This is a genomic window from Bifidobacterium rousetti, assembly GCF_008698235.1.
GTDB lineage: Bacteria > Actinomycetota > Actinomycetes > Actinomycetales > Bifidobacteriaceae > Bifidobacterium > Bifidobacterium rousetti.
This window is the reverse complement of sequence record NZ_PEBH01000008.1, coordinates 122,044-144,661: the sequence shown is the minus strand read 5'-3', so window position 1 is coordinate 144,661 and position 22,618 is coordinate 122,044. Positions and strand designations below refer to the sequence as shown.

27 protein-coding genes are annotated in these 22,618 nt (G+C 63.4%); 26 read left to right on the top strand and 1 reads right to left on the bottom strand.

Annotated features, from left to right (window positions below; genetic code table 11):
• The first annotated feature begins 28 nt into the window (after positions 1-28).
• A complete protein-coding gene (locus CSQ85_RS09360; protein WP_150383849.1) occupies positions 29-6,415 on the top strand; it encodes an Ig-like domain-containing protein in 6,387 nt (2,128 codons plus the stop codon).
• Between the two features lie 129 nt (positions 6,416-6,544).
• Here the strand turns inward: CSQ85_RS09360 and CSQ85_RS09355 are convergent, their stop codons facing one another.
• Positions 6,545-7,618 carry an S-layer homology domain-containing protein gene (locus CSQ85_RS09355; protein ID WP_190972992.1) on the bottom strand — a complete coding sequence of 358 codons (1,074 nt, stop codon included), beginning with the start codon at positions 7,616-7,618 and terminating at the stop codon, positions 6,545-6,547.
• 492 nt (positions 7,619-8,110) lie between these two features.
• Between CSQ85_RS09355 and CSQ85_RS13165 the strand changes: the two genes are divergently transcribed.
• The 25 genes from CSQ85_RS13165 to CSQ85_RS09240 all read left to right on the top strand — a co-directional run bounded on the left by CSQ85_RS13165 (position 8,111) and on the right by CSQ85_RS09240 (position 22,616).
• Positions 8,111-9,151 carry a sortase gene (locus tag CSQ85_RS13165; protein WP_190972991.1) on the top strand — a complete coding sequence of 347 codons (1,041 nt, stop codon included), beginning with the start codon at positions 8,111-8,113 and terminating at the stop codon, positions 9,149-9,151.
• Between the two features lie 124 nt (positions 9,152-9,275).
• Complete coding sequence (locus CSQ85_RS09345; protein ID WP_150383847.1) at positions 9,276-10,067, top strand: hypothetical protein; 792 nt, start codon at positions 9,276-9,278, stop codon at positions 10,065-10,067.
• Between the two features lie 17 nt (positions 10,068-10,084).
• Entirely contained in the window at positions 10,085-10,489 is a 405-nt protein-coding gene (locus tag CSQ85_RS09340) for a hypothetical protein (RefSeq protein WP_107042416.1), read from the top strand.
• 6 nt (positions 10,490-10,495) lie between these two features.
• Entirely contained in the window at positions 10,496-10,756 is a 261-nt protein-coding gene (locus CSQ85_RS09335) for a hypothetical protein (protein WP_150383846.1), read from the top strand.
• A 1-nt stretch (position 10,757) separates the two neighbouring features.
• Positions 10,758-10,919, top strand: a complete 162-nt coding sequence (locus CSQ85_RS13160; RefSeq protein ID WP_190972990.1) for a hypothetical protein — start codon at positions 10,758-10,760, stop codon at positions 10,917-10,919.
• Positions 10,916-11,326, top strand: a complete 411-nt coding sequence (locus CSQ85_RS09330) for a hypothetical protein (protein WP_150383845.1) — start codon at positions 10,916-10,918, stop codon at positions 11,324-11,326. Before CSQ85_RS13160 ends, CSQ85_RS09330 begins: the two co-directional genes overlap by 4 nt.
• The gene (locus CSQ85_RS09325; RefSeq protein WP_150383844.1) at positions 11,310-11,666 is read left to right on the top strand and encodes a hypothetical protein; all 357 of its coding nucleotides are present in this window, start codon (positions 11,310-11,312) and stop codon (positions 11,664-11,666) included. Before CSQ85_RS09330 ends, CSQ85_RS09325 begins: the two co-directional genes overlap by 17 nt.
• A complete protein-coding gene (locus CSQ85_RS09320) occupies positions 11,663-11,950 on the top strand; it encodes a hypothetical protein (protein WP_150383843.1) in 288 nt (95 codons plus the stop codon). Before CSQ85_RS09325 ends, CSQ85_RS09320 begins: the two co-directional genes overlap by 4 nt.
• Complete coding sequence (locus CSQ85_RS13155) at positions 11,947-12,114, top strand: hypothetical protein (RefSeq protein ID WP_190972989.1); 168 nt, start codon at positions 11,947-11,949, stop codon at positions 12,112-12,114. The genes CSQ85_RS09320 and CSQ85_RS13155 overlap by 4 nt, the downstream gene beginning before the upstream one ends.
• A 66-nt stretch (positions 12,115-12,180) precedes the next feature.
• Entirely contained in the window at positions 12,181-12,633 is a 453-nt protein-coding gene (locus CSQ85_RS09315) for a hypothetical protein (protein ID WP_150383842.1), read from the top strand.
• A 44-nt stretch (positions 12,634-12,677) separates the two neighbouring features.
• Positions 12,678-13,010 carry a hypothetical protein gene (locus CSQ85_RS09310; RefSeq protein ID WP_150383841.1) on the top strand — a complete coding sequence of 111 codons (333 nt, stop codon included), beginning with the start codon at positions 12,678-12,680 and terminating at the stop codon, positions 13,008-13,010.
• Positions 13,007-13,258 (top strand): hypothetical protein, encoded by a 252-nt coding sequence (locus tag CSQ85_RS09305; protein WP_150383840.1) that lies wholly within the window; start codon positions 13,007-13,009, stop codon positions 13,256-13,258. Before CSQ85_RS09310 ends, CSQ85_RS09305 begins: the two co-directional genes overlap by 4 nt.
• 2 nt (positions 13,259-13,260) lie before the next feature.
• Positions 13,261-13,704, top strand: coding sequence for a hypothetical protein (locus tag CSQ85_RS09300; RefSeq protein ID WP_150383839.1), 444 nt, complete (start codon positions 13,261-13,263; stop codon positions 13,702-13,704).
• A gap of 4 nt (positions 13,705-13,708) precedes the next feature.
• Positions 13,709-14,056 carry a hypothetical protein gene (locus CSQ85_RS09295; RefSeq protein WP_150383838.1) on the top strand — a complete coding sequence of 116 codons (348 nt, stop codon included), beginning with the start codon at positions 13,709-13,711 and terminating at the stop codon, positions 14,054-14,056.
• Complete coding sequence (locus tag CSQ85_RS09290; RefSeq protein WP_150383837.1) at positions 14,053-14,898, top strand: hypothetical protein; 846 nt, start codon at positions 14,053-14,055, stop codon at positions 14,896-14,898. The genes CSQ85_RS09295 and CSQ85_RS09290 overlap by 4 nt, the downstream gene beginning before the upstream one ends.
• The gene (locus CSQ85_RS09285) at positions 14,895-15,302 is read left to right on the top strand and encodes a hypothetical protein (RefSeq protein WP_150383836.1); all 408 of its coding nucleotides are present in this window, start codon (positions 14,895-14,897) and stop codon (positions 15,300-15,302) included. The genes CSQ85_RS09290 and CSQ85_RS09285 overlap by 4 nt, the downstream gene beginning before the upstream one ends.
• Positions 15,299-16,099 carry a hypothetical protein gene (locus CSQ85_RS09280; RefSeq protein ID WP_150383835.1) on the top strand — a complete coding sequence of 267 codons (801 nt, stop codon included), beginning with the start codon at positions 15,299-15,301 and terminating at the stop codon, positions 16,097-16,099. The genes CSQ85_RS09285 and CSQ85_RS09280 overlap by 4 nt, the downstream gene beginning before the upstream one ends.
• Positions 16,096-16,599 (top strand): hypothetical protein, encoded by a 504-nt coding sequence (locus tag CSQ85_RS09275; RefSeq protein ID WP_150383834.1) that lies wholly within the window; start codon positions 16,096-16,098, stop codon positions 16,597-16,599. Before CSQ85_RS09280 ends, CSQ85_RS09275 begins: the two co-directional genes overlap by 4 nt.
• A complete protein-coding gene (locus CSQ85_RS09270) occupies positions 16,599-16,994 on the top strand; it encodes a hypothetical protein (protein ID WP_150383833.1) in 396 nt (131 codons plus the stop codon). Before CSQ85_RS09275 ends, CSQ85_RS09270 begins: the two co-directional genes overlap by 1 nt.
• Before the next feature lie 278 nt (positions 16,995-17,272).
• Entirely contained in the window at positions 17,273-17,740 is a 468-nt protein-coding gene (locus CSQ85_RS09265; RefSeq protein ID WP_150383832.1) for a hypothetical protein, read from the top strand.
• Positions 17,741-17,795: 55 nt separating this feature from the next.
• Positions 17,796-18,128 (top strand): hypothetical protein, encoded by a 333-nt coding sequence (locus tag CSQ85_RS09260; RefSeq protein WP_150383831.1) that lies wholly within the window; start codon positions 17,796-17,798, stop codon positions 18,126-18,128.
• Positions 18,129-18,212: 84 nt separating this feature from the next.
• Positions 18,213-18,776, top strand: coding sequence for a hypothetical protein (locus tag CSQ85_RS09255; RefSeq protein ID WP_150383830.1), 564 nt, complete (start codon positions 18,213-18,215; stop codon positions 18,774-18,776).
• A complete protein-coding gene (locus CSQ85_RS09250; RefSeq protein ID WP_150383829.1) occupies positions 18,773-19,279 on the top strand; it encodes a hypothetical protein in 507 nt (168 codons plus the stop codon). The genes CSQ85_RS09255 and CSQ85_RS09250 overlap by 4 nt, the downstream gene beginning before the upstream one ends.
• A gap of 344 nt (positions 19,280-19,623) precedes the next feature.
• Positions 19,624-19,914: a hypothetical protein gene (locus tag CSQ85_RS09245; RefSeq protein ID WP_150383828.1), complete on the top strand. Its 291-nt coding sequence runs from the start codon at positions 19,624-19,626 to the stop codon at positions 19,912-19,914.
• Positions 19,915-20,822: 908 nt separating this feature from the next.
• Complete coding sequence (locus CSQ85_RS09240; protein WP_150383827.1) at positions 20,823-22,616, top strand: isopeptide-forming domain-containing fimbrial protein; 1,794 nt, start codon at positions 20,823-20,825, stop codon at positions 22,614-22,616.
• Positions 22,617-22,618 lie beyond the last annotated feature (2 nt).

Here is a 22,618-nt window from a genome sequence, read left to right as displayed (position 1 = left end):
CCGGACGTTTCATGAAAGGAAAGAATCCGTGAGCAACGAATATTCCGGCCCCGGCCGCCTGCTCCGGCGGTTCGTGGGCATGATCGTCGCCTTCGCCACGTTGCTGGTCGGCCTTGCGATTCCGGGCACGGCGATGGCAGACGCACGGCCCGACGACGGCGTCACGCCGGCGGCGAACGGCTTTGGCTATCCGGGCATCAACATCAAGACGTTCAACGGCAAGTGGCATTACGTGGGCGTCATCGGCAAGATCAGCAGTGGCGGCAAACTGTACAACGCGTACTGCATGGACTGGGGTATCGGCTACAACGGCGAACCCATCCAGGGTGGTACGCTCCAGCCGGTCACCAGCGAGGACGGCAACAGGGTCGCCTACCTCGCCACCAAATACGCGAACAACTATGACGACACCACCCAAGCGGCCCTCGCATACCTGATCCACGACAAGATCGATAACCAGATCCACAACTGGTCATCCGATAAGGGACAGTTCCCGCTCAACGTGGTCCAGCGCGCGCAGGCCCTGTGGAACGAAGCCATGGCCGAGGCGCCGACTGCAGCGGGTAGCTTCTCTTATACGACCGGCAAGCGTAAGGGCGAATACTCCGTCCGTGTCAGGAACGGCAATAACGCGCCGATGGCCGGCAAGCAGGTCACTCTGACGATCAACGGTCCGGCTGTGTTCGATGGTTCCGGTTCGAACACGATCACCGTGACGACCGACGGCAACGGCGAGGCGAAGGTTACTTGGACCGCGAACGGTGATGGTGCTGTGACCATTACTCCATCTGCTGCGGGTATGGTTGGCGGATCCCAGTATGTGTGGCCTCGTCAGCACATGTTCATCTCCGACCGAATTGGTCAAGGTACTCCGATTGGTTTCGAGGTTCTTAACCAGTTCACCCCGGAGATCAAGACCGAGGCATCGAACACGTTCGACCATGCCGGTGACACGCGTCCCGTGCATGACACGATCTACATGAGCGGGTTCGGCGGTTTCGAGGACGAGCAGATCACCGGCACCGTCACCCTGAACTGGGATGGTTACCCGGATGATTACGTCGTGGACCAGAAGGTCGACAAGACGTTCACCACGAACTGGGTTCCGGAACTCCAGTCCCCCGATTTCACGCCGGCCGATTTCGGTTGGACCGCGTGGAAGGGTGGCCGTTACTGGTTCGATGTGAAGATCCCCCAGCAGGGGCACATGTCCGGGCCGGTCGACACCGACGATCGCGAACCCAAGGAGACATGGAAGGTCGACGCCCCGTCGATCACGACCGACGTGAGCAAGCGTGTGGTCGGCATCAACGAGAAGTTCTACGATACGGCGAAGATCACCGGCCGTCTCGCGGCCGGCACGTACGTGATCTTCACCGCGTATGACGCGGTCCCCGACCTGCCGGACACGAGCGCGAACGTGTTGCTCAACGAGCGTGTCGACATTCCCGCCGATCTCATCGAGAAAAGCTACGAGCAGGGGTCGATCACGATCCGGTCGAAGAGCATCAGCGCCGATCACGTGGGTTACGTGTATTGGAAGGCCACGTTGTACAACAACCATGACGACGTGCTTGACACGCATGATCTGGGCATCGAGACCGAGACCGTGCACGTGCTCCCGTTGACCGTGGACACGAAGGTCGGTTCCGCGACGTCCACGCCGAAGAACCTCACGTTCGGTGAGAAGTTCGGTGATAAGGCCACGTTCACTGGCATCATCGAACCGGGATCCTACGTGCTGTTCGAGGCGTTCGGCCCGACTCTTGACGGTCCGAACGACAATGATGGCAATCCGGTTAAATCGGTCGAGGCCAAGAAGCTGTATTCGGAGCGGATCAACGTGACCCAGACCGAAGCGGACAACTCGCATTCGACCCCGCAGGTGTATTGCACCGCGAACTTCCCGGGCACCCTGTCCGTGAACGCGGAGGATCACGCGGGTTCGACCACGTCGATCAAACGTACCGGCACCCAGGACAAGGAGTGCGGCGGTACTTCCACTGGTGGCACCAAGTACGGGCAGACCCCGGAGATGGGCTTCGTGTACTGGCGTGCGACCATGTACGGTCCTGACGGCAAGATCCGCGTCACCCACGAGCTCGGCCTCGAGAACGAGACCATTCGCCTCGAGATGCCGACGATCGAAACCCAGGTGTCGAACGAGGAGGTCGCGGTCGGTGACGAGTTCCATGATGTGGCTTCGATCTACGGCAAGGTGGCGCGCGGCTCGTACGTGACGTTCACCGCGTACGAGGCGCAGCCGACCGACACGCCGAACGCGAACGCGCCGAAGATCCTCGACGAGGCTCGTGTGGACATCACCAACGAGCAGGCCGACCAGTCCAGCGCGAAGGACCATTTCAAGGTCGTCTCCCCCAAGGTCAGCACGATGCGTTCGGGCTGGGTGTTCTGGGTCGCGACCCTGCATACCGCGTCCGGCCAGATCCTCGACCAGGGCAAGCTCGGTGAGGAGACCGAGAAACTGCACGTCAGGGGCGGTGGCATCATCGCCTCGCACGCGCAGGCCATGGGCGCGGTCGGCGGCCAGTTGTACGACGAGGTCCAGGTGTGGGACGAGTCCGTCGGCCATGAGGGCGACGGCAACGGCAACTCGCACGACTTCTACGGCAAGGTCCCGAACGGTTCGTATGTGACCGTCCGCCTGTACCGTAACGACGGTCACGCGGGCCAGACCAAGGGTCAGATGATCGGCCAGATCCGTCGTGATCTCGATGATTCGAAGTGGCAGCTGTCCGATCCGGACGATCCGAACAGTCCGCGCACGCAGATCATCAAGGTCACCGGCCAGCAGTTCGTGATCCCGGAATGCCCGACCGACGGCTATCAGAAGCCGGGCCAGTACAACCCGTGCGGTGCCGGCATGTACTACTTCGTCGCGACCCTGTACAACCAGGAAGGCCAGGTGCTCGACAAGGGCACGTTCGGCGAGTCTGGTGACGCGCACGAGACGGGCTACCCGTCCGAGGAGCGCACCCCGGTGCAGAAGTTCGAGACCGAGCGCGCGAAGAAGTGGTTCAGCATCGACGCGGCCAACTACGCTGACAAGACCATCACCACGTACGACATGCTCAAGCAGTACGCGTACCAGGTGTCGGACGTGGACGTCGACTCGATGATCGCGCAGACCGATCCGGGCACGACCATGCGGTTCGAGATCTGGCGCGAGGACCCGGAGTCCAAGGATGGCGCGACCGACGTGAAGGTCTGGAAGGGCAAGGATTGGACGCTCCCGTCCGTCCAGGCCAAGACCGACGGTTCGGCCGGCGTGCTCAAGTGGTGGCAGAAGCTCAAGAGCGAGAACGTGGACCTGACCGACAGGAACCTGTTCCCGGTGGGCACCTACTACTATCGGGCCGTCATCCAGAACCCGGACGTCGACTCCAACCCGGTGGGCACGACCAGCATCGACCCGGACTACAACCCGTCGCTGGACGGCAACACGAACGTCGTGTGGTATGACGCGAAGCGCGTGAAGGCCGAGAGCTTCGACATCATCGAAGCCCAGTCCAAGAGCGCCGAACCGTTGTGGACCGACGCGATGCACGTGGCCGATACGATCACCCTGTCCGGTGTGATCCCGAAGGGCACGCAGTACGAGGCAGAGATCTGGAAGGCCGAGCCCGGTCTCGACGGCAAGGTCATCGGCACCGAGAAGGTCGCTTCCACGGGACGTCTCGACGTGCCGGCCGAAGCGATCGGCGACTTCCGTCTCAAGCCCGTGACGTTCACCACGAAGTGGCTGAAGAACCCGGGCGTCGGCTCCTACCAGTGGCGGTTCAAGATCTGGACGCCCGACAACAAGGGTGGCGACGTTGAACTGCCGAAGGGCTCGTTCAGCCAGCCGCAGGACACCGATCTCGGCCAGAAGGGTGAAGCCCGCCTGGACGACAATTGGGAGTCCGTGCCGCAGGAGGACGACAAGACCAACCCGGACGCCGGCAAGAACACCATGCACGGTTACCACGCGCGTTGGCTGATCTTCGACGGCATGCAGGTCAAGGACGAGCACTTCGAGATCGTGAAGATCACGACCGATGTGACCAAGTCCCAGGTGTGGTCCAAGCCCCAGTCCGGTGATGATGACGCCAAGGAGCCTGCCGGCAACGCGCAGCAGACCCCGGACGGCGAGAACTGGATCAACACGTCCTATGAGGGCGCGAACGTCCAGGACCACGCCGACATCGCGGGACACATGCTCGAGAACTACAAGCTCGGCTTCACCCTCTACAAGAAGGCGCCCGGCGAGGACCGCAGCAAGGACACGGTCGTGTACACGACCCTGCTCGAGGTGCTCCACGAGGGCCAGCAGACCGTGGAGAGCGCGAAGTACTGGCTCAAGAAGAACGAGTACGGCGACTACTACTGGCGTTGGAACTTCCGCAAGCCCGACGAACAGCAGTTCAACACCGACAAGGTGCTGCACGGCGAGACCAAGGACTCGGATTCCGCTAAGGCCATCAAGGAGGAGTCGTTCCACGCGGTGAGCATCACGACCGCCACCTATGATTGGGGCGCGGTCGCGAACAAGCTGTGGGATACGGCGTTCATCCACGGCAAGCTGCCCGAGGATGCGATGATCCACTTCGAGCTCAAGGACAAGACGACCGGGAAGACCGTCCAGTCGACCAAGCCGGTGAAGGTCGGCGAGACCGACGCGAACGGCACTACGGCCATCGAATCCGAGCATATCGAGCTCAAGAAGGCGGGCGACTACTACTGGAGCGAAGTCGTGGAGCTTCCGGGCAAGCATGACAAGCCGTTCCACACCGGTCGCGACGACCAGGAGCCCGAATCCCTGCACGGCATCAGCGCGAACACGACCACGGTGTCCGAGGTCATGGCCGAACAGTCCAACGTCCACGACGACTCCACTCTGGAGAACATCGCCGAGGACGGCAGGCTCATGGCCAGCTGGGACCTGTACAAGGTCGACCAGACCACCAACGACCCGTACAAGGACACGTACGTGACCACCGTGGACGGTGACGGCCAGCCCCTGAAGAAGGGACAGACCAAGGCCACCAGCCCGAGCGTCGACATCCTCGCCCATTACAAGGGTGATTGGAAGCAGGCCGTGGGCGAATACTACTGGGTGCTGCGCGTGTGGGACAAGGCGCCCACCACGAAGGACTCCCGCCTCGACCTGTACGGCGAGCCGGGCGACAACGGCGGCAACGGCGGCTCCTGGGCGCCGGACAAGCCGACCGTCACCCCCGATGGTGTGAGCCATCCGGGCGAGTCGTACCGTATCGTCCACACCGGCAAGCGTCGCGACAAGATGGAAACGTTCCGCGTCATCCACGCCGAGACGAAGGCCGTGAGTGAGGAAGAGGTCGGCAAGACCGTCCGCGACCAGGCCATCATCTACGGTCCTGTCGCCCGCAACACCAAGCTGTCGTGGAGCCTGTTCGAGAACATCGACGACAAGCAGCCGGTCGAAGCGTACGAGGACTACCACACGATCACCGCCGACGAGGCGGAGACCGCGCGCGTCAAGGGCGTCGTCTCCATCCTCGGCCCAGAGTTCAAGACCGAGAAGGTCGGCACCCTGATCTGGCAGCTCGCGCTCAAGCGCCCGCTGAAGGTCGGCACCCAGTGCGTGACCGATACCGATGGCAGCACCGGCAACGGTTCCACCGGCACCGGCACCGGCAAGGACGACTGCTCCAACGGTACTGGAACCGGCAACGGCAACTGCTCCACCGGTAACGGTACGGATACCGGCAACGGTTCCACCGGCACCGGCAAGGACGACTGCTCTAACGGCACCAGCACTGGCAACGGCAACTGCTCCACCGGTACGGGGTCCACCACCGGTAATGGTTCGACCACCACCAACAAGGACAACGACTGCCTGAGCGATACGACCGAGAAGGATCACTTCTTCGAGGACACCATCGGCCACGCCCGCGAGACCACGCAGATCGTGCGCGTCACGACCCGCGCCGTCACCAAGGCCAAGGCCAATACGTGGTTCCACGATACGGCGCTCATCGAGGGGCAGATCGTCAAGGGCACGCAGATCGGCTTCGACCTGTACCTGCGCGTCAAGGGCGATGACGCGTCCAAGGACAAGCACATCCTGTCCACGGACCGCGTCACCCTCCAAGGCGGTGAGACCACGGTCGACAGCCCGAACGTGAAGGTCGCGTACAACGGCGACTACTACTGGGTTGAAACCGTGTACCGTCCGACCGACCAGGATCATCCGACCAACGGTCAGGTGGAACTGTTCCACACCGGCCAGCGTCGACTGCCGAACGAGACCACCCGCGTGTGGGGTGGCCTCGCGCAGACCGGCATGCGGTTCTCCGCCGTATTCGCCGGCGTGCTCGGCATCCTGGCCGCCGGAGCCCTCGCCATCGCCCGCCGCCGCATGGCACAGGAGTGATGACGACGGTGGTCACGGCCTACGGGCCGACTCAGCTCACGGACCGGCCTTCACGGCCGTGACACCGACGGCATGAACAGATGAGCCCCTCCCGGAAAACCCGGAAGGGGCTCATCCTTTTTCTTCCGATCAAGCAGACAACCTGTCCACACGGTGGAGGAACGCGGCCATATCCTGCCGCACCACCACATCCATGCCACGGAACGTACGGTCCGAGAAGCCAGTCGTGATCCCGTTCGCCGCCAGCCAACGGATGTCATCGGCATGCGGGGTCAACCTATCCACATCCGTGAACGGCCATCCCATGCCAACAGCACCATGCAGGCCGCGCCATATCGCGTACCTGTGGAGGAACGCGGCCATATCCTGCCGCACCACCGGATCCCCGCCACGGAACGTATGGTTTGGGAAACCCGTGCTGATCCCGGTGGATGCCAGCCACAGCACCTCTTTGGCATGCGGAGAGCTTGACGTCACGTCAGTGAACGGGTTACGGGACCAGTCGGGTGTGTATGCGGGGCTGCCGGCGAGACGGTACAGGAACGCGGCCATATCCTGCCGCACCACCACGCCCATGCCTTGAAACGAGTCATCCGGGAACCCGGTCGTGATTCCCTGTGTTTTCAGCCAACGGATGTCCTCCACATGCGGGGTAGCATCATTCACGTCCATGAATCCGGATACCGGGTCAACGTATGGCATGTAGGTTGCGCCGAGGAAGTTGTAGTCCTTGGAGACCACGCCGTTCTGGACGAATCGGACCAGCGTGGTGGGAGCCCCGTTATACGTGCTGTTGAACGCCTGGACGATCACCCCGGCCGGCAGGTTCGTGAAGGACAGCCTCGCCCCGTTCGGATACTGGCCACGCAGGTCATAGCTGGTGGTCGACTCGCTCCATCCGGACCAGTTGACACCGTTCACCTTGGCTTGGATGCCGTTCTGGTCGACGTGCTCTTCCTTGACTTTGAATGTGTAGGTGATGATCTTGGTGCCGTCGGGGGCGATGATGTCGACGTGCACGTCGCCGTCGGAGTAGAGCTTCTGACTCCATCCGGCTGGGATGCCGGACTGGATGCCGGCATGCGTGTCGCCGTCGGGCATGTACCAGGGTCCGGGGTTCCTGTAGTCGAACCCGTCGAAATGGTAGATCTTGTCCATGTTCGGACCGCTGTAATACTCATAGAACGGCACGATATTCTTCAAATCATCGATCGAATATCGCGACGCCGCCATGACCACAGTCCGGTCTTCGGCTGTCACCGTGTCCGCCATTGCTGTCATAGGGGCAAAACCAACGCCCATCACCGCCGTAGCAGCAGCCAACGCCAACACCTTTGTACGGTTGTTTCCCATTGTCTTCTCCTGTCTCCCCGCCTCATGCGAGGATCTTCGTTCAGGTTATCCTCGTGGCGGTTCCCGCCACGCGGGAGGGGTGTTTCCCCCTCGCTTCTGTCACAGACCTTCCGGCCGATATCGGTTGTGGGCTTGTATCGGTGTCGGGTTCCTGTCGGGGAGGGTGGTTGCGCTGACAGGAATCGTCTTCAATTGTTCTTGGGGGTTGTCAGCGGTATGGGTGGTGTGTCTCGTCGTCGTCATGCGGCCGCGCCGGGTTCGGCGCGGCCCCGATCCCGTTCCTCATCACGTAATGGTTCGCATGCGGCCCGTCCCACGAAACGGACCCGCACCCTGTGGTGTGTGGTCGCCGAAATATGCTGCTGGCTACTGGTCGTCGGCTGTCTGTCTTTGGCGCAGTTCGTATGGTCGTATTGGGCGATGGGCTTGGATTCCACGAGCGTGAGCCACCAGTTGGAGAAGGCCACAAGCCGGAAGATCAAAACCACCGAGACGGACCGGATCGCCCAACTGACCATGGACGGCACTCCCCCGGTCGAACCCGGTGTGAAACAGGGCGAACTGTACGGGTACCTGCATTTACCCCGGTTCGGCAAGACGTTCAAGCTACCGATCCAAGAGGGCACGAGCGACCGGGTCCTCGCGAACATGGGCGTCGGCCACTACGAGGGCACCGCCCTGCCCGGTGAGAAAGGCAACGCGTCGTTCGCCGGCCACGCGACCTACAACGATCTCGCGAACCTCGGCACCCTGGACGTGGGCGACCAGGTCATCGTAGAAGGCGCCGACTACTGGTGGGTATACACGATCAACCGCAAACCATACGTCGTCCCCCAGGAACAGGTCGAGGTCGTGGGACCGACCGCGGCCGGCGCGGAATACGGGATGACGTTGACGACCTGCTATCCGGTCATGCCCGTCGGCCAACACGCCACGCACAGGATGATCGCCCACGCGACCCTCATGGGTTGGGCCGACAAGAAAGACGGCGTACCCGAACAGCTCGCCCAAACCCATGAAAGCACCGCGACCAAGGTCGGCCGTTCCATCCAGACGGTATCCGACAAGGTCAACCTGCCCGTCACCGGCGTCGTCGGCCTCGGCCTCCTCGCCATCTGGCTGCTGTTGAACCTGATCTCATGGCTGGTATCCCACGATCGGATGCGCCGCGTCGAATGGGCGCGCGGCACCTGGTTCAACCCGATCGGCTGGATGTGGCGGCTCACCGCCGGCATATGGCCATCCAACCAGATCGTGTTCAAAACGTCACGACTCCTGCTCATCCTCATCCTGAGCGCGGGACTCGTGTTCTGCGCATGGCGGTGGGCATGCCCGTGGATCGCCACCACGTTCCTGCCCGACCAACCCCACCCCGGCCTGTAACTCCCCATTCCCCCGTTATCGGATTCGGGGTGCGTGGACGGGAAGGAACACGAAACCCGACCTTGCCCACCCTCATATCAGAGTGGATGAGCGGGTTTCGGTATCGGAATGGAAGGAGACCCGTATGCGCGGGAAGGACGAGGATCAGGATGATCCGGGCGCGAAGGCCGAACGGTATCTGGCAATGTCCGATCCGGACGACGAGCCACGCCGCAACCGGAACGGGGACCGTAAACCCAACCGGTTCGCCCGGTATACGCGGGTCGCGAAAGGACTGAACGGGCGGCGCATGATCATGCTCGCCGGCATGGTGGGCGTGGTCGCGCTCCTGTCGTTCGGGTCGATGGCGTTCTCCTACCATGAGCGGGTCACCCGTGCGGAAGCCCAGTCGGCCTGCTCGCAGGCGCGTAGCCGGCTGATCGAATCAGCTGGTGACTGGGCGCGCGCGAAAACCAATGCGAAACGGTCGGTCGACCTCGACCTGCTCGAAGAGGCCGACCCCACAGCCTCCGCCCGGTTGGACACCTTGTTGAACGCCAAGGAACCCCCGGTGATGGAATGCGATACGGATCCCGCCACGCGCACGACCACGATGACCAGCGGAGCGGACCGGCTCAACCGGGAAACAAAGGAACTGAAATCGTTGACGACGAAGGCGTCGTCCAAGACGGGCGCATATGCGCAGGCCAAGGCCGCGAAAGCGTTCGACACGGCGTTGGCCAAGGCCGAGCATATGGCGTCCACGGTCGACAAGTCGACCCTGTTGAACTCGTATCTCATGGACCGGTTGCAACAGGAGATCCGTAACGCGAAAGAGCTGCCGCGTTCCGCAAGCCTCAAGGACGTGCAGGACCAGACCAGTATGCTCACGGGTCTCATGGACCGGATCGAACAGGACGGTGCGGACAGCCAGTGAAAGGAGACACCATTCCCATGACAGACCAACAGATCCACTCCCCGTTGGACGAGATCGGCGACCTGTACCGCATGCTGCGCGTCATCGCAGCCACTGAGGACCACCCGTTCCGGGGGCGTGCCGAGCATGCCGCCGCCGTGTTGAAACCCGTGTTGGAAACGGCGGGCCGTAAACCGGTCGAACCACGCACGGACCCCGTGTTCGGCGGACCGGAGGAGAGCGCCGTCCCGGTGAGCGTCCTGGACCGCAGGTTCGAACGCCTGTTCGGATTCCTGTGTCACGTGGACGGGATGCTGTCGTACGCGCACGCGGTGAACGCCGCATGGGTCGAACTGGACTTGTCGGACGGGGACGCGTTCCCGCTTCCCGACCGTACCGACCGGCGGGGCGTGTTCCCCGTGTCCGGCATGGAACGGAGGTGACCCGGTTTGGTGGACATCACGCGCAGGATCACGGCCATCGGCCGCCGGTTGCACGAGCTTGGCATCGACCAGCAGGTCAACGCCATGAGTGAACGGGACGTGCAGGTCGTGTTCAACGGGACCATGACGGGCGTGTACGTGGTGACGGGCGATCACGTGGGCGTGCTGCAGGTCGGCGCGGATTCGGTCCGTGTGACCGGACGGCATGCCATGGATATTGCCATCGACATCCAATCCACGCTCCAAACGGACGGGAAGGAGGCGTGACATGGCGAGGATGACCATCGCGTTCACCTGCGACCGGTTGGACCTGAACGGTTACGAGCTGGAACGCATGCTCGACAAGGCCGGGTTCCGGGCATCGACCGTGACCGTGTGGGCTGACGGCGAGCATGCCGTGAACGTGGACGACGGGGAGCCACGACCATGACCAGCATTGAATGGGAGGTCAGCGTGCCCGCCACACGCCCCGACGGGTGGCGGAGGATCGAACCGGTGAGCCTCATGCCCGGCGACTACGCGGAACTGTACGGCCGACGCGGCCTGCCTATCGCCATGGGCTTGGTCTGCCGCGACTGGGATGGGACTATCACGGTTGGCGGGTTCCGTGTCGATCATGCGCGCACGGTGCACGCGTGGCGTCGCGTCGACGATCCGACCCCGGTCGGCCCGTCCTGCGTGTACTGTCACGGCGTCGTCTACGGGCGCCGCAGGCCGGTACGCGTATACCGATCCGGCGGATCGTATGAGGACGGGTACGCGCATCCCGGGTGCGTGGCCCTCCTGTTCCACGGGGCGCCACACCTTCAAGGAGCATGTGATGTCGGGCATGGCTGACGGACGATTGTGGATGCTGGAATGCGATGCCCCCACCTGCGGGAGCCAACGCTCATGCGCGACACCGTGGGCGTCATGGTCGGGTGATGCCCCCACCTGCGGAAGCCAACTGACCGTCACCACCGACAGGGAAGGCCATGTGACCGGCGTGCATGGCATGGGCGTCGACCAGCCCACATGCCGGCGTCGACTGGTGCGCGGCATCCGGGACGTATACCGGCTGGCCCGCAACCGCGGATGGCAGGTCAGCGAACGGCCCGGTCGTCTGCCTCCGCGCGTCCTCTGCCCATGCCACGACAGTCTGATTCCATCCACAGGCCAGATGGGGGCGGGGTTGTGAACGTGAGCGTGAGCGTCGACTGGCGGCACACGCCGCTCGACCGGTTGGACGGCCACCGGTTCATCGCCCGCACCCGTGGAGGCCAGGTCCTCGACGGGTGGCTCGTCTACGAGGCGTCATGGGATGGCGGCGTGTGCTTCGACCGTGACTTCCTGACCTGCGTGCTCACTCAGAAACACGGATTGGCCACGCATTTGGTGGACCTGTTCCTCAGCATCAACGTGCTCGACGAAACCTACGACGGACGCCGCATCATCCCCGAACCGGAAGAACCCATCCCATGATCCCGTTCCTGCCCATAGTCGTCATCGGCATGCTCACGTTCGCCGCATTCATCTTGGTCGTCGTCGCGCGAACCGGATCCGGCGACGAGCCGGTCGACCCGCACGGCTTGATGGCCGTCATCATTCTCTTCGCGATCCTACTGTTCCTGGTCATCGCCGGATGACCCCGATCTCGTAAACCACATCCCCGGATCGTCGGGGTTCCGGCACGCACTCGAAAGGAGGCTGTGATGCCACTACCGTTGCTGATCCCCGTGGCCATGCTCATGACCGGACTGCTTGCGGCCGCCGTGGCCGGCTATGTGCGGGGCATGGCCGGCCTGTTCGAAGGACGGCTTCCCTCGGCGTGGCCGTACCGGTGCATGACCGCGGAGATCCTGATCCTGACCGTGCTCGTCCTGTGGGACGCGGGCGTGTTCGACGGGCGCACCCGGCTCACCGGTTGGCCCAAGGGACGGGGCGTGACCGTCGGCATGATGATCCTCCTCGTCCTGTTCCTGGGCGACCTGGTGATCTTCCTGCGCGTCCACGTGTTCCCCATCTTCCTGGACGACGGGATACGCCGCAACTACGAGCACATGTTCCCCATGGTCGCCGTCTACTTCCTGTGCCTCACGATCATGACCCGACTGCCCGCGACCACCGGCATGGGACGGTTCCTCGCCGCCACCGTCATCCCCTAAAGCCTTCAACAAAGCACGCCATTGTGTGAAAGGAGCCTGTCGTCATGAGCGTGATCGACGATGAGGCGAACGGCCTGTACCCGTCGCCCGCCAGTCTGAACATGGACGACCATACCGCCGAACACCGGATGAGCGAACTGCAGTTCATGCTGCGCGACGCCTATCATGCCGGCGCCACACGCACCCCTACCGACAGGGAGATCGAAACCGTGGCCCGACTCCTATGGGACCGGCAGATCACCGGCCGGACGGCCACAGCCGTCCAGCCGTGGGATGTGACCCGGTCCCGTGTATTGCGCGCCCGGTTCCTCCGGGATGTGCGCGACGCCCTCGCATTGATGCGCCGGGCCGCGTCAGACGACGGACACCGGTCATGACCACGACGGGGTCTCAGCGTCGGCTCGAACGGGCGCGCACGAAAATCGACGCCGCGATCCGACTGCACGCGCTCGAACACGATCTGCTGCGGGAGGCCGCCGAACTCGAACAGGACGGCCAACCCCATGCGCGGGGGCTCGCACCGGAATACGGGCGCATCCGCCAAGCGGACACCGCCTACCAAGAGACGGTCACGGCGTTCACCCGTCTCATCAGCCGACAACTCACCCCGGAGGAGGACCAGTAAGCATGAACGAACCCGCATCCGCTCGACCCGTGACCGATGACAGCGATCTGCCGTCGGCAAGGGAACTGGAACAACTGAACGCGATACGGGCGATCATGGACGGGATCGCCTCGCGTTTCCGGGAGGATTCGACGGACCGTCGACTCCTCGCCGCCACGCTCACGGATTGGGCAAAGGCGACGCGCGCCCTGCAACGGGCCGCCGCACGACTTTGGGACCACGAGACCGGATCGTTCGACCAGGCCACGGACCAGGCCTACACGCGTGAAGGCATGTCCCCGTTGATCGAACCGTATCCCGACCCGGATCCAGCGTTGCGCATGCTCTGGGAGGAACTCGACGTCTTCGCCCACTGCGACCAGACGCTCATCGAAGCGTCCCTCACCGCCGAGCACATCGCCACGCTCCTCACCCCACCATCATCATCCGACATCAAGGAGGCATAACCCCATGAGCTACGGGACGTTGAGCCGGCTGACCATCATCTGCGACCGGTGCGGCAAGGAGTACGCGGGCCCCGACGACGCGGGCTGGACGTATACGGAGGGCGCGGACGACCAGTCACAGGACGCCGGCTGGCAGCACGCCGGCTATTGCATCCACTACTGTCCCGACTGCCGGCAGCCGGCATGCGCGTACTGCGGGACCGTCCGACCCCACCCGGAGATCCTGCCCGGCTGGCATCTGGCGGACGGCGACTGGTACTGTCCCGTCTGCTGGCCGCACGCCATCGACAACGCGCGCCGACTCTGGGAATACCGGAACCAACGCGACCAGCGGAGAAACGGCCGCATATGACCGGCACACAGGAATCCAGAGTGCGGGCGATGGACGTGGAGATCGCGTTGACGGAACGCTGCCGCAAACGCGGCGACGGGTATTGGACCGAGATCGAGGTCCAGGACCCCAACGGGCTGCTCCGTCTGGACGGGGTCGCGTTGTCGTGGTCGTTCCACCGCATGTGGATCAGCGGCTTCGAAGTCAAAGTGTCCCGGTCCGATTTCCTGCGGGACGCGAAATACACGGTGTACCGGCGGTACGTGGACGACCTGACCCTCGTCTGCCCCGCGCGCATGATCGACCGGGACGAGGTGCCCGACGGGATCGGCCTGCTCTGGTACCACGCGGACGCCAAACCCGGCCAACCCCGGTTAAGGTACCGGAGGAAACCCGAACCATGCGACGGGGACACCCATCAGATCGAACACCAACTGTTGCGCCGCCTGACCCGCGACAGCATCGACACGCGTCCCAACCGGTTCGGCCGGTACGAGACCGCCCGCCGGTACGTCGAGGAGCGGACCGCGTTGAAGAACATCGGCGACGCGTTGGGCTCGAAGATGGCCCTCAGACTCCAACAGCTCGAACGCCTCCAGGAGCCCACGCACATGCGACAGGTCCAGGCCAGGGCCGACGCATACGACCGCCTGACCGGCATTCTCAACCGGCACGGGTACACGCAAGTCGACACGACCACCAGACCGGACCACATGGATCGGGCGCTCAGGGACCTGGACCGCGCGCTGTCCCATACGGCCCCGTTGGACACGGTCGACCGGGAGACCCGCTACCTGGCCGACAGCATCACCTACCTGCGACGGCAACTCGGCCTCGACCGCAAGGAGGACCAACAGTCATGAGCACGCTCGAAATCCCCATGGGCGAATACGGGGAGCACACGCTCTCGTTCGGCGTCACGAACGACCCCGCCGACGATTCGGCGATCCTCATCCTCCACGCCGACACCGAACGGTACATGCTGTCCGAACGGGATTGGACCCGGCTGCGCGACCTGCTCGACCGGCTCGACACCACAACCGGATCCCACGCCTCCACCGTCCGTCCGGAGCCGACCGTGGACGCGGCCTCCCGCCTGCTCCTCGCCCGGTTCACGTTGGAGACGGCGCGCCGCGACGCCATGGACGCGGGCCATCGGGACGAGGCGAGGATCCTCGCGGAGGCGAAATCGTTCCTCGACCTCGCCGGCCTGCACGTCGACCATGTGCTCGCCCTCCACCACCACGCGAGGGACGGCAGATCGTGAACCCGCGTGTGCGCGGCCTGCTCAAAACACTGGCGGGCGCGGCCATTCTCCTGCTCGCATGGCCCCGGATCATGCGGCATTTCGAACAGATGTATGACAGCATTCACTCCCCGGCGATCACCTACGACGAAGCCGCACAGCACAGCCAGATCATCCTCGCCACATTCGGGGAAACCTTCCTGACCATGAGCCTGTTCACTCTGGGGGCGATCAGCCTGCTGTCCGGCATCATGAACCTCATCCTGCCCACGGGCATCCTGCTCAAGGAGCGTCCACCGGCCGGCATCGCCATCCAAATCGAGGACGGTGGGGATCCGGCCCGGTTGCGGAGGGCCGCGTTGCACGAGGCCGCGCACGCGGTCGCCGTCCACGAGACCGGCAACACGGTGCTCGCCGTTACCATGCGGGCCGACGGGTCCGGGACGACCACGACCAGATGGCATGCGTACGAGGATCCCGAGATACGGTTGCGCGACCAACTGCTCGTCGACTCCGTCGGCCAGGCCATGGACCAGTTCGACGACCCCGACCAGGCCACGCCGTTGAACGCGTTCGACGACATGAGCGACGCGATCACCATCGCGAACCTGCTCCATCGGATCGATCCCGAAAGCGGATCCACTGAACAATTCCTCGACCAAGCATGGCACGACGCCCGACGGTTCGTCCGATCGCACGAACCCGTCATCCGCCGGCTCGCCCTCCGCCTCGACCATGCGGGCGTGTACACGATCGATGACCTCACCCCATTCCTTCAAGACATCCAGACCATCACCGGCAAGGAGACATCATCATGAGCAAGTTAAACCTCCAGTGGACGGACCGTCCGTCGCGCGCGTTCGAACTCGACGCGACCACCCTCGAGTATCCGGCCACGTTGAAACGGCGACGCGGCGGACACGTGACCGTCGCCACCTACGACACCGGGCACGGCGTGCAATCCGCCGCGTTCGCCAGCGAAACCGACGCGCGCGCATGGATCCACGGGCTCATCATCCAACAGGCGAACGCCCAACATGACGCCCGCATCCATGATCTCCTCGACACGATCGAGGACCTCGCCGACGGATTGGACCGGCTCGCCCCCATGGCCGACCAACCCGACATGCACGACGCGTACGACACCTTGCGTGACGCGTTCGACCAGCTGCTCGCCACCCTGCCCGACCGGCCCGACAACATCGCATGGTCGACGGTCACCTACGATCCACTCACCATCACCACCATCGACGGACAGACGTTCACGTCATGGCGCGACTACCTGCACCCCACCCTCGACTCGAAGGGGAACCGCTGATGGTCGACTATTCAGCATGGCTTGACAGTCAACCCACATGGGTCATGCCCACAGGCCCCCTGCTGATCGCGGATCTTGCCCTAGGCGTGGTCCTCGGCATCAGCCTGATCATGTTCAGGATCGCCCTCGTCCGGTTCCGTGAGACGACTGGCGACGATCCCGCTCTCACATTCCTTATCGTTTCGCGCGCCCTCACCATGATCCCGCTCGTCGTCGCGGGCTGTCTTACCACGATCGTGATAAGCGGGTTCACCGAGGCCTCGATCTTGAGGGAACCGTTCGCCGCGCGCACCGACCGTGTGTTCGCGGTCACACGGTTCGACTGTCAGCCGACCCACGGAAACGTCGCTTGTCCCACGGACGGTCTGCCCGCCGACCGGACCGACGCCACTTGACTGCAGGACGGGCGGCTCGTCCAAGGCGTGATCGTCGTCGACGGTACCAAGGTCAGTCTCTACGACAACCAAGGACAACAAGTCGCGCCTGCTTTCGATAGGACTTCGTTCAGCGGCCGGCATATCCAAGAGGACAAACCTTGGCGTCCTCCCCGCGGCTGAAGCCTGGGGATTCCAGCCATCAATGAGGTGACAAGTCTGTATCCTGCTCCGCGCACCGGTATGGGGGTGGTATCGGCATGGGGCGGGGTTGTTCCCGTGGAAAAGGGGGTTGCCATATGAGCGGACTCGTTTCGCATGAACATCCCGCAGCCGGTCCGATGCCGGTGGACGTGTCCGGGTCGTACGCGCGCTACCGGGTGCGCGGGGATCTCGTGTTCATGGGCGTGATGGCCTCATTGGATCTGGCGGTGGCCGTACTGTTCACAGGCATGGTGTCATGGTGGCTGACCGTCCTGGTCGACGTGCTGTTGACCGTGGGCGGGTTCATCATGCGCCTGGTGGACCGGCAACGGAATCCCACGGTGGCATGGTTGCTGAAAGACGTGTGGGGGTTGAAGGGCGTGGCCGCATCCGATCCCGTCAGGGACGGTGAGACCCGTGTACGGTGGATGGACGGGTATCTGATGCGCGCGGGCCTGCTCGACGTGCACGGGACCATGGCCACGCTCCGCCGCGCGGACGGCGTCCCGGTCAACCCCATAGCCCACCGGCAGGCGTCCGAAACGGACGGGGATGCCTCATGAACCCGGTCACCGATCCACGACAGGCCGTCTGGCGCATGCCAAGGCGGGTGTGGTGATGTCGGGGTCGCTGCTCGTCGCGTTACGCGACCGGCTCACACCATCGGATCTGCGCTACCGGTTCCGACTGGCCCGTGACGGCGCGTTGGACGTGAAGCATTCGAAAGCACCGTTGACGATCGTGATGATCCGCCGCACCCCAATCGGGTATACGCTCATTATCACCGGTCCCGGTCTCACGGCCGACCAGCGGATCAGAACGTATCCCATGCAACGGTTCGACGACCTCGCCCAAGACGTCGCCCGAATCCTCGGCGCCCATCCACCCAAACCCACATCATCCCCGACCGTCAAACCTACCGGCACGCATCCTGTTCCAGAATCCACATGACCGGCCTTGACCGCCGGCCCACGCCATTAACCCCATGTTCCACACCATCCGGGTGTGGACCCTTGTTGAAAGGAAACCCTTGTCATGAGCGACACGTATTCCATTCCCCTGTCCGACTACCGTCCATACCGGACCGACAACATCGACGGCCTGCCCGTCACCATCCCCATGTCGTTGATCGACCCGGAAGCGGTGAACCTGCTCGCCCTGTGCATCATCAACCACGAGAACACGACCGGTTTGGACAGCAACAGGATGGTCGTGTTCCCGGTCGCGAACGCGACCGTCGGCCGATACGACGACCTCACGGACATCACCATCTCCCAGGACCTGCCCGAGGAACTCAACTCCGCGTACGCGCGACTCCTGACCGGCATGGGCGTACGCCTACTCCACCCCGCCAGCAAGCAGACGGATGATACGCTGCCCACGGACGAGGAGATGCGCCAATGCTTCGACCCCTCATACTCGAACCGGCTCGACTCATTGGGTCAGGTCGACAACACGACCCGTGACGCCATGTTCAACCAGTGGCTCGAACACCACGACCGCCTGCTCATGGCCCACGCATGGAACGAAGGCCACACCGCCGGTCAGAATGACACCCCTGTTGCCAACCCGTACGAGGAAGTGCCGAAGGAACGATGAACCACATCCTCTACCATGGTGGCGTGCCCGGTCTTAAACCCGGCGACCTGATCCAACCCGGCCACACGCGACAAACGATGGATGATTGTCCGATCTGTAGGATGCGGGAGGAACAGGGCGTGGACGCGCCGTTCGACGCGACCCATCATCCGGACAGCGTGTACTGCACGCCCGTCCGCCTGTACGCCCGCTACCACGCCGGCCTGTACGGGCATGGCGACGTATACCAGGTCACACCAATCGGCGACCTCACACGCAGCAGCGAGGACACGATCGAATCATACCGGTGCGTTTCACTGCGTGTGGTGCGTGTGGTCGAGGCACGCGTCGAACTCACATGGAAAGACCGGCGTCGTCTCGACCGCCTATGGGCCAACGCCGACCGGGCACACGGGCACATGGCGTCCACGTTGGACGCGTTGCCAAGGAACGCGACCCCACGTATGATCAACGACTGGCAGCGCCGGCAACTGCTCATCGCCGAACGACTCCTCCGCCAATAACCACCACCCCACACCCACAAACCCCTTACCAAGACTGTATGGGTGTGGGGGTGGTGTTGTGTTCGTCAGGCGAACGGTATAGGATACCAGTTCGTCAGGCCGCTCAATGCCACACAATCCCGGTTTTCTCTTCCAGACATCGTTTGTCACCGGGATGCACAGGCCTTTCCTCATGCGGCATTACCAATTCCGATCCGACCGGATATCCGCCCATGCCCTGTCGCATACGGTTTTGTCACACCACGAGTCCTACCACCCGTTTCCCCTTTATCGTTGTCGCGGGCGCGCATGGCGGGCCATGTGATCTCCGGCTGTCGGGTTGACCTTGAAGGAGTGTCATCGTCATGGAATACATTCACGACACCGTAACGAACCTCGATTACGAGTCGCACGCCACCGGCCCATACGGGATCCGCGTACGCATCACCCGTCTCGCCCCCAACCTCGACTATGACGTGGCCGTCACCATCCCCCACGATGTTTCCATGACCGGTGTGACGGACTGGCCTGGCATGGGCACGAGGATCGTGGACGGGGCGATCATCCACCACCGGTCGTCACCTACACTCCACGAGGCCATGGCATGGGCCGACCGGTTCACCCACCAGATCACCAGTCTCATCATCGCCGACTGAACTCCGGCAACCCAACGGTGAGCCGTCACTGTTGGTGTTGTGTTGTTGGAAAATGTGGAAGGCCGCCGGGTTCCGATCGGCGGCCTTCGTTTTCCCTAGAAGGAAAGGTCCACGCCCAAGACAGGAACGAGGGGCATGCGGCGTTTCCATGGATGGTTCCGGGTACTCCCTTTTCCCCTTCGCCGGCCCCGTCACCCACCCCACGTGAACATGACAGCCGGTATCGACGCGCGACACCCTGAATTCCTCATGCCGGTCCGGGGTATGCTGGTGTCGCGCGCCCCATTCGAGACGCGTACAAGGACAATGCATGCGAAGGCCGCGCCCTCCACCCCCGGAGAGCGCGGCCTTCGCGTCCAACAGATGACGGCACCCATGCCGTGTCGCCCGTCTTCTGGAAGCCCCTGTCCTCCACCCCGATCCCATTGGGTCGACTGGGTGACCTACGGTGGCTGTTCACGTCGATCACCGCGATCCCCGACTAGGATCGCATCCGGTATGATGCCGATCGACTGGAAGTGGGGTGACGGCAGCGTCACGACCGTCAACGGCGACGGCACGCTGTCCACCGTGAGACCACGCTGACAACAACCTTCTGTATTACAGGCTCCGACATCGCCGATGCCGGGGCCCGTTCCTCTACGCGGGACACTATACGTCCCGATCACGTCCTTCTGTTCTTTTCGTTTTTTCTGTCTTCCTGTCATACCGGTTTTCCGATAACGGGTCGGGTTATGGGTTGGGTCATGTGATGCGGTTGATGCCCCACCCTGTTCTCTGTGGGATGGGGCGCGTCCGCCGTCGATACCGGTTTTTGTACGTTCCGGCAATCCCGTGCGGGCGTTCGCAGTCGGGGCGCGACCGTCGTGTCCCGTCACGTTCACCACATAGGAAGGAACGGAAAGACGATGTTGAATTCCACCATTCGCAAGGCGCTGACCGCGTTGGCCGGCGTGGCCGTTTCGGCGGCGATGCTGGCTACGGGCGTGGCCCCGGCCATGGCCGCCGGCGAAGACCCGGCCCCGGCCCCCACTGCCGCCCAGTTCACCCCGGACCAGTTGAAGGTCCAGCAGCCGTTGACCGTGACTGCGGGCGAGGACATCAGCGGCAAGACGCTGAAGGCCATCCGCCTGGGCACGTACACGGCCGGCTCATACACCGGTGACCTGATCAACGGCTACGACATCACCACCACCAACTTCGCCGCCAACATCGACACCGCGCTCAAGGCCAACGTGTTCGACAAGGATGACAAGAACCAGCCGGTCGCACCTCAGGGATATGACGCGGCGAACCCGATCCCGTGGGTCGCGCAGAACCTCCTCGACTCCCAGACCACCCCGTACACGGGCCGTCTGCGTAACCTGCTGACCGCCCTCGCCAAGGACCAGGCGGTCACCGGTGACAAGGCCGCCGTCACGCTCGCCCCGGTCAAGGACAACAAGAACGAGCTGTCCGCGACCGTTGATCCGGGCCTGTACCTGATCGTCGACCAGACCGCACAGGGCAAGGCGTCCATCCCGATGATGATCGGCACCGGCATCAACAACCTCACCAAGCTCGCCGGCACGAACGGCAAGCAGCAGACTCTGGGCTCGGTCGAGTACAAGCCGAACGACACGACCGTCGAGAAGAAGATCGTCGAAGGCGACCGGGAGAGGGATGAGAACACGGTACAGATCGGCGACACGGTCACCTACCGGCTCAAGACCACCGTGCCGAACTGGACCGGTTACGACCAGTTCCAGCTGATCCTGCACGATACCCTGTCCAAGGGTCTCACGTTCAAGGACATCACCAAGGTTCAGGTCAACAACAAGGACGTCGCCAAGGACACCCAGTACAAGCTCAACGGTCCGACCCCGGTCCAAGGTGAGGACGCGGATGGCGCCACCGAGTTCTCCATCGTGTTCGCCCCGACCGCAGACGGCAAGTCCAACGTGCTCGCCACCGACGAGCTCAAGGCCCTGTTCCCGGTGAACGCGCAGGTCGTCGTCGAATACACCGCCGTCCTCAACAAGGACGCCAAGATCAGCACCAACGAGGGCAGCCAGTCCAACGACAACACCGTCGACCTCCAGTACTCGCACAACCCGAACAACTTCGAGGACCTCGAGAAGACCCCTGGCAACACCACCCACACGTACACCGGCCGGTTCAACCTGCACAAGGTCGACGCGTCCGGCCAGCCGCTCGCCGGCGCCGAGTTCACGATCGCGAAGACCCTGGCCCAGGGCCAGACCTCCCAGCCGATCACCCTCGTCGCCGTGAGCCAGGCTGCGAAAGATAACAATACCGATCCGAACATCTACCGTCCGGCCCTCGAGGGCGAGAAGGGTGACACGAAGTTCGTCACCCCGAATTCCGGCAATGTGATCATCCAGGGTCTCGACCACACGAACTACACCGTCACCGAGACCAAGAGCCCGCTCGGAGCCCCGGCCCTCCCGTCGTTCGAGCTGACCATCGACCCGATCAACGGCATGACCGACAAGTTCGCAGGCAAGAATGTCGTCACCGATTTCAAGGGCGACGCGAACAACCTGACTTCGAGCGACTCCAAGGAGACCGTGACCGTGAAGAACGTGCGCAACCTGCTCGAGATGCCGAAGACCGGTGCCTCCTGGCTGGCGATCTACGCGGCCGGTTTCGTCGCCTGCGCCCTCGGCGCCGGCATCCTCCTGCGCAAGCAGCGCGCCTGACC